The organism is Cryobacterium sp. Y62 (genome assembly GCF_002929785.1).
GTDB lineage: Bacteria > Actinomycetota > Actinomycetes > Actinomycetales > Microbacteriaceae > Cryobacterium.
Map to the genome: position 1 here is coordinate 24,224 of NZ_PJJK01000082.1, position 9,720 is coordinate 33,943.

Here is a 9,720-nt window from a genome sequence, read left to right on the forward strand (position 1 = left end):
GATGGGTCTCACGCAATCTCTTGTGGCGCGTGTCGGTGGGTTGACCTACACTTTTCATATAGAAGATGCATTCTAGAAGAACCGGTTTTGTTCAGTATTTGTTCGAACTTGATACAGCATTTTTTATTATTGGCTCATCAGCTTTTTTATGACCAGCCGGTACGTATACACCCGAATACCAGCACCCGAAAAGGGAGGCCACCCTGCCCCAGATTATTGATACACCGGTTGACGTTGAGCTGTCCGCTGATGGCGACCCGCGCGCGTTCATTTGGAATCGATTCGAGCACACCGTCATCGGGCAACCACAGGCGGTGTTCAAGCGCACCCGCTGGTGGGAGAACGAGGGAACGCCCACCCGCATCGACACCGAGCTGTGGCGGCTCGATGCCAGCCGGGGCGGCGAAGAGCAGCACCGGTACGACCTGCGCCGCGGCACGGACGGATCCTGGACTTTAGCATTGGACTGGGGATGAACAGCGCACCGAACTTCCCGCACCTGCACGTCGCGAGTGCCTACTCGACCCACTATGGGGTGACGCTTCCCGAAGTTCTGGCCGAGCAGGCGGCCGCACAGGGTGCAACGTTTCTCGCCGTCACCGACCGTGACGGACTCTACGGCGCCGTCAAACATGTGCGCGCCTGCGTTGCCGCGGGCATCCGCCCCGGGCTCGGCGCCGAACTCGCCGTGCACGACGAGGAGTACCGCTCGCTCGGCCGGGTGGTCGTGCTCGCCCACGGCGATACCAACGGTCGCGGGTACGCCGCACTCTGCCGGGCGGTCAGTGCCGCTCACGCCGGCGATGCCGGTCACCGCTCTGCGATCACAACCGGTAGCGCCGAGCCGAGCATTTCGCGCGCCCGGCTGGCCGATCTGGCCGGCCTCGCTTCGCTTAGCGTGCTGCTCGGACCAGACTCCGACGTCGGTCTCGCAATCGGCCGGCGCGACAATTCAGATGCCGCGGCGCGGCTCGCCCTCTGGCAGGGGGCCCTGCCCACACAGGCCGTCGTACTCGAAATCGTCTGTCACCTGGCCGAAAGCGGCACCGTCGGCAGCGTGACCCCGGCCACGCGCATGCTCGCCCTCGCCGAAAACGCCGGGCTCCCTGCAGTGCTCAGCAATGCCGTGCGGTACGGCACGTCCGGCGAGGCGGTCACCGCCGATCTCGCCGACGCCGCGCGCTATCTGCTACCGCTCGCCGAACTCGAAACCCCACAAACCAACGGCCAGGCCTGGCTCAAACCGGCCGGAGCGATGCGCCAGGTGGCCCGCATGGTCGTCGATGCCGGTCTGCACGATGACGGGGCGCTCGAACGGCTGCTGCGTGACACCGAGCAGCTCGCCGACCGCTGCAGCCTCGACCCGGTTCTCGATATCGGGTTGGGGCGCCCGCGCATGCCGGAGGCGCGCATCATCGGCGTCACCGGCGACCCGGTCACCGAACTGTGGCGGCGCGCCCGTAGCGGTATCGCCGACCTGTACTCGGCGAGCGGCTCGCGCGCGGTCGAAGCGGCCCATGCCCAGCTCGCCCACGAGATGAAAACGGTCGAACACTTAGGTTTTGCCAGCTACTTTCTCACGGTGTCACGGGTGGCCGACATTATTCGTGGCATGGGCATCCGCATTCAAGCGCGCGGCTCGGGGGTCGGCTCGGTGCTCAACTATGCGCTGCGCACCTCCTCGGTCGAACCGATCGCGAACGGGCTGCTCTGGGAGCGTTTTCTCTCCCCCGAACGCCAGACGTTGCCCGATATCGACATCGACGTCGAGTCGGCCAGGCGACACGACATCTACCGCGAGGTGTTTCGTGCCTTCGGCAGCGACCGGGTCTCGCTCATGTCGATGACCAACGCTTACCGCGGCCGCGGTGCCGTGCGCGACGCCGGTCTGGCCCTCGGCCTGCCCGATGCCCAGATCAACGTGATCGCCAAGCAGATGTGGCGATTCAACGCCCGCGACTTTCGCCGAGCCCTCGAGGAGAAGCCCGAACTCGAGGCCCTCGCCGCCGAGGTGCGTGAGTCGCAACAGCTCGACCTGCTCGTCGACCTCACCGCCAAGCTTGACCGGCTCCCCCGGCACATCTCGGTGCACCCCTGCGGCGTGATTCTCTCCGATGCGAGCCTGCTCGACCGCACCCCGGTGCAGGCGAGCGGCATGGGCCTGCCCATGTCGCAGTACGACAAACACGACATGGATCCGATGGGGCTGATCAAACTCGACATTCTCGGCGTGCGCATGCAATCGGCGATGGCGCACGCCGTTGAAGAGCACCACCGACTCACCGGCGAAAGTATCGACCTCGACCGGGTGCCACTCGACGATGCGAAAACCTTCGAGCTCATTCGTTCCACCCGCACCCTGGGCATCTTTCAGATCGAGTCCCCCGGCCAAATGGAGCTTGTCGGCAAGCTGCAACCCGAGGTATTCAACGACCTCACCGTGGAGATTTCGCTGTTTCGCCCCGGCCCGATGAAAAACAACATGCCGCTCAAGTATCTGCAGGCCCGGCACGGCGAGGTGATGCCCGACTACATCCACCCTCGCTTCGAACCGATTTTGCGCGAAACGAACGGCGTCGTGATCTTTCACGAACAGGTCATGCGACTGTTCGACGAACTCACCGGCTGCGGCCTCGGCAAAGCGGATGTCTTTCGCCGGCACCTGGGCAAGCCAGAGCAGCTGCCGCAAATTGAGGAATACCTGCGCGAAAAAGCGCTCGCCCGTGGGTTTAGTGAGAAGGTCATCGACCAGGTCTGGACGGTGTTGGCGGGGTTTGGCAGCTTCGGTTTCGCCAAGGCCCACGGTGCTGCCTTCGCCCTGCCCACCTACCAGTCGGCTTGGTTGAAAACCCACCACCCGGCCGCCTTCCTGGCCGGGCTGCTCACCCACGACCCGGGCATGTGGCCCAAAGACCTCATCGTCGCCGAGGCTCGGGTACTCGGGGTACCTGTGCTCCCCCTCGACGTGCAGTCCAGCGCGCTCGACTACCGGGTGGAGGATCTCGCGGACGGGAGCCAGGGCATCCGTTTGGCGCTGCCAGAACTGGTCGGCAGCACGGAGGCGGAGCGGGCGCGCATTGCACAGCATCAACCGTTTGGGTCACTGCAGGACTTTCGTGATCGAGTGCACCCCCGGCGGCGCACCTTCGAGGCGCTCGCGCGGGTGGGCGCCCTCGACACGTTCATCGGCTACGACCGCGCCCGGCGGCACGAACTGCTCGCGCACATTCAGTCGCTGCGTGGCACCGCCGTGGTCATTCGCGCCGACCAGCTCGCGTTCGAGGTGGAGTTGCCGGTGCCGCGGTACTCGGGTGACCGCGCCGGCGCTATCACCTCGCTCGAGCTGCGCGGCCGCACCCAGACCGATCTGGAACTGCTCGATCTGAATCTGGCCGTCGGGTCGCACCAGATGAAGCGGTTTCACACGCTGTTCCGCGAGTTGGGGGTGACACCGGCGAGCGAGCTCGGCAACCTGCCCGGCGGCACCGAGGTGCTGCTCGCCGGAGTGCGGCGGGCCACCAACACGCCGCCGATGCGCGGCGGGCGCCGAGTCGTGTTCATCAGTCTCGACGACGGCACCGGACCGGTCGCCAACGTCGTGTTCTTTCACGACGCGCAGGAACGGGTCGGCGGGCAGGTGTTCCAGACCAATTACATGCTCGTGCGCGGTCGCACCCGGCGCTCTGGCGCCCGAGGAGTGTCGGTGACCGGGGAGAATATCTGGAATCTGTTCGACGTGGCCAGGCAGGTGAAGGAGCGGCATGCCGTTGAGCGCGCCGCCGCCGAGGAAGCTGCCAGTGCGGCCGCGTACGCTGCGGAACTGGCCGCGCACGGCGGGCATTCAAGCGGCGGTACCCTGCACCATCTCAATGCGGCGCATAGCGCCTAGCGATGACTAACCGGCGCTACCGACCCGCCGCTGTTGCCCCGGGCTGTGGACTGACCCTGGGGGCTAGTTCCTCGAAGGCATCACCGCCGTACTTGGCGTTCGCCGCCGACATGACCACCGGCCACATGCGGTGGCGTGCCGTCGCGATCTGGTCCCGACCGAAGAATTGCCGCCGCTGGCTGAGCGCCCCGGTGAGGCTGACCACCGCGACCACGGTCGCCACCTTGGTACTCGCGCCGCTCATCCAAGTGTCTTTCGCGCCATCCGTTGTCCCGGTCTTGCCGATCATTGGCACATTCGGATTCGTATTGTAATTCGATTGCTGCCCGGTGCCGCTGACCATTACCCGGTGCATGGCGTAAGCCAGACCGGCAGCGACCGTGGCATCAACCGATTGGGTGCAGACCGACGACGGCACTGGAATCTCGACCCCGCCAGGTCCGACGATCCGGTCGATGGCGATCGGCGAACAGGTCACCCCCTTGTTCGCGATGCCGGCGAAGGCGACGGCCATACTGAGCGGGGCAATTTCGTTGGTTCCGATAATGGATGCCGCGGACTGCGAGAGCGGGTTGCCGTCGGCTCGGTGCATGCCAAACGCCTCCGCCGTCTGCCGGATACCACACAGGTCGAGCTTCTTGGCCATGCCGATAAAGCCGGTGTTGATCGAGCCGACCGTGGCCTGCAGCGCACTGTAGTTGGTGCCCGATTCGTTGGCATCGTTGCGCGGGTTGAAGCCCTCCCTGCTGTAGTTCTGAGGCCCGAAGCAGCTGTCCTGGAAGGTACCCCAATTCGCCTTGCGGCGGGAGTCGACCCGTTCGTTGAGCGAGTGGCCTTCCTTGAGCCACTCGGCCAGTGTGAAGACTTTGTAGGTCGATCCGGGTTGGAACCCGCTTGAGCCGCCCTCGGCGTAGTCGGTGGCGTAGTTGATGCCGGTGAAGTTAGCTCCGGTCGCCTGCACGGCCGGGTCCTGGCTGTAGTCCTTGTTCTGGGTCATGGCGAGTACCCGGCCGGTGCCCACCTGTACGCTCGTGATGATCGCGCCTACATCGCCACCGGCATAGACCTTGGGAACCTGCTGGTTCATGGTCGTCACGGCCGCGTTCTGCACGTCGAGGTCAAGGGTCGTGTACACGTCGTAGCCGCCCCGGCGAAAGTTGAGCATGCGCGTGGCCGCATCGGCGCCGAAGGTGGGGTCGGTCTGCAGAATCTTGGTCACATAATCGCAGAAGAAGGCGTTACCCACTGCGGTCTGGCAGCCGGTGCTCGGTTCGGTGATGATCGGTTCGACCGGCGCAGCGGCCGCGGCGTCGAAATCGGTCTGGCTGAGCTTCTTGTGGCGCAGCATTTCACGCAAAATATAGTTGCGGCGCTGTTTGTTCGCGGCATACCCGTCGGCAGCGCCGTTGGTCTCACTCGCAGGCTGATCGAGCCGAAACTTGACCGGGTTGTTCACGATCGCCACCAGGCTGGCCGCCTGCGGCAGGGTGAGCAGGGCAGCCGTCGTATTGAAGTAGTAGCTGGCGGCGGCCTCGATGCCATAAACTGTGCCGCCGAATCCGGTGATGTTGAAATATTGACGCAGAATGTCGCGCTTGCTGTATGTCTTCTCCACCCCGATGGCCAGCCGCATCTCCTTGAGCTTGCGGTCGGGAGTGGTCTCGGTCGCTGCGCGGTAGCAGGCGTCACGCGCGCGCTGGTCGGCGAGAAGCTCGCACTTCTGCACCAACACGTTCTTCACGTATTGCTGCGTAATGGATGACCCACCCTGAGTGTCTCCGCCGGCCACCGTCGTCGCCGTGGCCCGCAGCGTGCCCTGCAGGTCGACCCCGCCATGCTCATAGAACCGAGGATCCTCCCCCGACACTGCAGCGTCCTTGGCAAATTGGCTGATCGCATCCCAACTCACCTCGATACGATTTTGGTCATAGAACGAGGCAAGGAGTTCGACAGTTCCGTCGCTGCGCGTCGCCAGGATGTCGCTCTTCTGGGACAGCGGCTCGATATTCACGTAATCGGGCAGGCTCTCAAACACCGAGATCGTGTTCGTAGCGGCCAGGCCCGAGAGCGCAACCACCGGGGTCATCGATGCGGTGACGAGCACGCCGGCCGCAACGCTCATGGCCACGAAACCGAGTAGGCCACCGAGGGCACCGTGCAGTGTGCGCAGACGGGACAGAGCTGAATTGCTTGGAATCTGAGTGACCTGAACCACGTTTACTCCCAGCTGATGCCATCCAGTGCGTGAGCCAACACCTGCGCGCTGGTTCGCGAGTAAAGATCATGTTAGCCAGATGAGGTTGATTAAATGGTCGGCAGTCCGATACGCGAATGTATCGGCTTGATACCGGTTTGCCGGTACTATCCGGTGACGGTGCTGGAGGTGACGAATGCGAACGTTCGGCATTGAAGAGGAATTCAACTTTCTCAAACCGGCGACACTTCAGCCGGCAAACGTCGGCGACGCGGTACACGCGGAACTTCTCTGATCACCTCATCAACGGGCTGCACGTACACGTCGGCATTCCGAACCGCGAGGGCCGGTGTACAGGCGCTCAACCGAGTGTACGTCTGGCTGCCCACGCTGCTCGCGCTTGCGGTGAATTCGCCGTTCTGACACGGCGCCGGCGGCACCTACGACCTGCGCACGATCTGGTGGAATGCGCGGCTGCTCCTGGAACATCCGACCATGGAGATTCGCGTCTGCGACGCCCAGCTCGATGAGCCGTCAACACTGCTGCTCGCCGCCCTGACCCGTGCGCTAAGACTGCACCTTTGCCCAGAAACGAGACTGCCATCCCGTGACGCACCGCGATCTGCAGGGCCGGCCTCAAAGCACGGGCTAGCGCAACCGTCAGTTTCGGTAGTCGTCGAGTGGGTGATCCTGTCTCGAGTCGTTCCCATTGCTCTCGTCGAGCTGGTCGTGATCGGCGTCTCTTAACCGGCGGGTATCTTCGGCGCCAATTACGGGCGCAGTCGACGTCGGTATGCCGAACTGGGCGGGGTCGAGCATGAGCGGGTTCTTGCTTGGGAGGGCAATCAAAGTTTGCTCGGGGTTGATCTCGATCGGGGGTTGCAGCCAGTACAGGCCGTCGCGAAGCCAGATCTTCCAGTGTCGGTTATGGAGCAACATATGATGCAGACTGCAAAGAAGAATGGCCTGATCGATATTGGAAAGCCCATGATCAACCCAATTTTCGATGTGGTGTGCTTCGGTCCAAGACGGTGGTTTCTCACAGCCGGGCCACCGGCAGCCGCCGTCTCGGACCGCGAGGGCGCGGCGTTGCTCACGGTTGAAGAGACGTTGGTCTCGTCCAACATTGAGGGGTTGACCGGTCTGGTCGAACAGGATGCCGAGGTAGCCGGTGTCGCAGAGGTGCCGGTCGATCGTCTCCGCCGACACCGGTGCGGGGTTGCCCACGATATATCCGAAAACCGGATGACTGATGGCCGGTTCTGTGCCGTGGATGGTCTGAGCCCCGCGCCGAGCTTCTGGCCTCCGACTTGCCTCGCCGCCCGCACCGCTGGCTGTTCCAAAGCCCGCCAGCGTGTCGCTCGGCGCCTCCGCGGTGCTCTCGACATTGTCGGTTTTCTCGGCGTTCTCGACACTGTCGGCGTTCTCGGCATGGTCGGTGTTCTGGGTGTTCTGGGTGTTCTCTGTTCCGCCCGTGCGCTCGGTATTCGGGGCACCTGGCGCGATCGGCGCGACCTGTGCGGGCGGAGCAGGGAACGACCACGTTGTGTCGTCGCGGGCCTGCTTCTCCCGCGCCAGAATACCCGCAGCATCAAGGTCATCCCGCAACCGCCTCGCTCGCTTGAAGGCCTGCTCGGTGTTCATTCCCGGCGCCTCCACCAACAGCACCCGCAGCGCAGCGGCCAGCTTCTCAGCAGTGATCGCTTGATCCAGAGTACCCAGGCCCCGCAGCAGGGCGTCGCCGACGCCGGGCGAGAAAGTTCCTTGAGCGACAGCGTGCATGATCGGCGCCTGCCACGGCACCTCCACCACGACCGGCCGCGCGACCGGGCGTGCCGGAAGAACCGCGACGACCGGCACGACAGGACCAGGCCCAGCCTCGGGCAGCGGCAGATCGGGGTGCAATTCGACCCACGCTGCCGCCCGCTCCAACTCCCGGGCGGCCCACCAAGCGGCCACCCGCCCGGCATCTCGTGCGGCCGCCCGCTCGGCTTGCGCTGCAGCTTCGGCAGCGGCCTGAGCAGCCCACGCAGCTTCCCGCACGGCCTCGGCGGCTCGCCGCTCAGCAGTTTCCGTCTCGCTCATGAGTACCCCGACCGCCAGCAAGCGACCCGCTTCGATACTGCTCAGGCCGGTGGCCTCCTGCACCATCAACGTCGCATTACCAAACCCGTGCCGCGCCGCCACCCCCGACCGGCCCAGCTGGCGGCCGCGACCGCTGCGCGATCATGCCCGCCAGCAACGCTGCAACCGTAGTACTCAGCCGCAGCAGGTCGGCGATCGGACCGCGCGCCGCAAGCACCTCAGGATCGGACACGCTACTGAACTCAGCACTGGAACCACCCAGCGCGGCGACAGCGACCGCCGCCCGGGTCAGATCCACTGCCAACGTGCTCATAAATCAGCCCAACACCCCACCACCGACATTCCCGAGGAAAAATCATGCTTACAAGCGCTAAAACCGAAAAATCCGCAAAGAATACCCAAAGAAATGTTTTCAGGGATGCCTGGCCCTCAACGCGACGCGACCCTGCCGCCAGATCGAACACTCGGGGCCGAGTTCTCCCCTTTCCGTCACGCCGTGCACCTGCTACAGCCGAACAGGCCAGGCGACAGGCATAGGGAGCCCTGCCCGCCCAGCCATACCGTGATTCACAAAGAGATACCAGCCTGTGGAGAACTTAAACGGGATTGTAGCAATCCGGTCTACTGTGACCCCATGCGAAACCCGTTGCATCGCCGTTTGCTGCACACCGTTGCACTGAACACTGTCTTGCTGGTCTCCATCAGCCTGCTCAGCGGATGCATGGCCACCCCAACCCCGCACAACACGTCCGTGCCATCGGCGGCCGCGCCCACCATGATCCCCCCGGTCTTCGCCTCAAATGAAGAAGCACTGGCCGCCGCCATGGCAACGTACTCGGCTTACCTGTCGGCTGGCGATGTCGCTGGCAAAATCGGATCCGACTCCTGGAACAAGTACCTGGCATTCACAAATGGCCCAGAACACGATGCAGTCATGTCATCACGCACAGCCCTAGAAGCTGAGGGACGGTCTCTGACGGGCTCCACAACCTTTGATTCAATCAAAATTCAGATGTCCTCAGCTCTTCCGGACGCGACCTGGGAGATACGTACTTGCCTGTGTCTCGACATAACACACAGTCGGTTGCTCGACTCTTCCGGGCAACCAATCGATGACTCCGAGGGCCCCTTGCGTTGGCCGATGGTGGTCCGGTTTGTCACACCGCAGAAAGATTCCCAACAACTACTGATTTCGGAGTCGACAATATGGTCCGGTTCAAATTTCTGCTAATCGTTGGAACCCTCGCCGTTCTAACGCTTAGCGCTGTTCCGAGCACGGCAGTCTTTGCGGGATCCGCGCGGTGCACTCCTGAGGAGATCAGAACGGGGAAATGTCCCTCCGAGCTTGTCTCGGGCGGTCTTACCAATGGCCACGGCGTCGATGTATTCGCCGAGGGGTCTACGAATTCGAACGGCACGGGGGCGGCGACCGGGCCCGGCGGCGAATCGGATGACGCCAACGGCACCCAAGGCGGCTCGGCGGGCAGCCAAGTACGACCGACTATGTGCGTGAGCCACAAAACGACAACAACAGCCAGCCAATAGGTTCCGT

5 protein-coding genes are annotated in these 9,720 nt (G+C 63.8%); 2 read left to right on the top strand and 3 right to left on the bottom strand.

Features of this window, described 5'->3' with window-relative positions; all coding sequences use genetic code 11:
* Window positions 1–314 precede the first annotated feature (314 nt).
* Together CXY71_RS20925 and CXY71_RS03725 are read left to right on the top strand one after the other, a co-directional pair.
* Window positions 315–476 (top strand): hypothetical protein, encoded by a 162-nt coding sequence (locus CXY71_RS20925; protein WP_158252965.1) that lies wholly within the window; start codon window positions 315–317, stop codon window positions 474–476.
* Window positions 473–3,889 (top strand): DNA polymerase III subunit alpha, encoded by a 3,417-nt coding sequence (locus CXY71_RS03725; protein ID WP_104134347.1) that lies wholly within the window; start codon window positions 473–475, stop codon window positions 3,887–3,889. The genes CXY71_RS20925 and CXY71_RS03725 overlap by 4 nt, the downstream gene beginning before the upstream one ends.
* 16 nt (window positions 3,890–3,905) lie before the next feature.
* Here the strand turns inward: CXY71_RS03725 and CXY71_RS03730 are convergent, their stop codons facing one another.
* The 3 genes from CXY71_RS03730 to CXY71_RS03740 all read right to left on the bottom strand — a co-directional run bounded on the left by CXY71_RS03730 (window position 3,906) and on the right by CXY71_RS03740 (window position 8,481).
* Window positions 3,906–6,104 carry a transglycosylase domain-containing protein gene (locus tag CXY71_RS03730; RefSeq protein WP_104134348.1) on the bottom strand — a complete coding sequence of 733 codons (2,199 nt, stop codon included), beginning with the start codon at window positions 6,102–6,104 and terminating at the stop codon, window positions 3,906–3,908.
* A 639-nt stretch (window positions 6,105–6,743) separates the two neighbouring features.
* Entirely contained in the window at window positions 6,744–8,234 is a 1,491-nt protein-coding gene (locus CXY71_RS03735; protein WP_104134349.1) for an HNH endonuclease signature motif containing protein, read from the bottom strand.
* A gap of 10 nt (window positions 8,235–8,244) precedes the next feature.
* On the bottom strand, window positions 8,245–8,481 hold the full coding sequence (locus tag CXY71_RS03740; RefSeq protein WP_146071820.1) for a hypothetical protein: 237 nt from the start codon (window positions 8,479–8,481) through the stop codon (window positions 8,245–8,247).
* Window positions 8,482–9,720 lie beyond the last annotated feature (1,239 nt).

Bases quoted from the DNA above. Each gene is read 5' to 3' on its own strand.
- CXY71_RS03735 (WP_104134349.1), bottom strand. From the start codon at position 8,234: ATGGTGCAGGAGGCCACCGGCCTGAGCAGTATCGAAGCGGGTCGCTTG.
- CXY71_RS03725 (WP_104134347.1), top strand. From the start codon at position 473: ATGAACAGCGCACCGAACTTCCCGCACCTGCACGTCGCGAGTGCCTAC.
- CXY71_RS03740 (WP_146071820.1), bottom strand. From the start codon at position 8,481: ATGAGCACGTTGGCAGTGGATCTGACCCGGGCGGCGGTCGCTGTCGCC.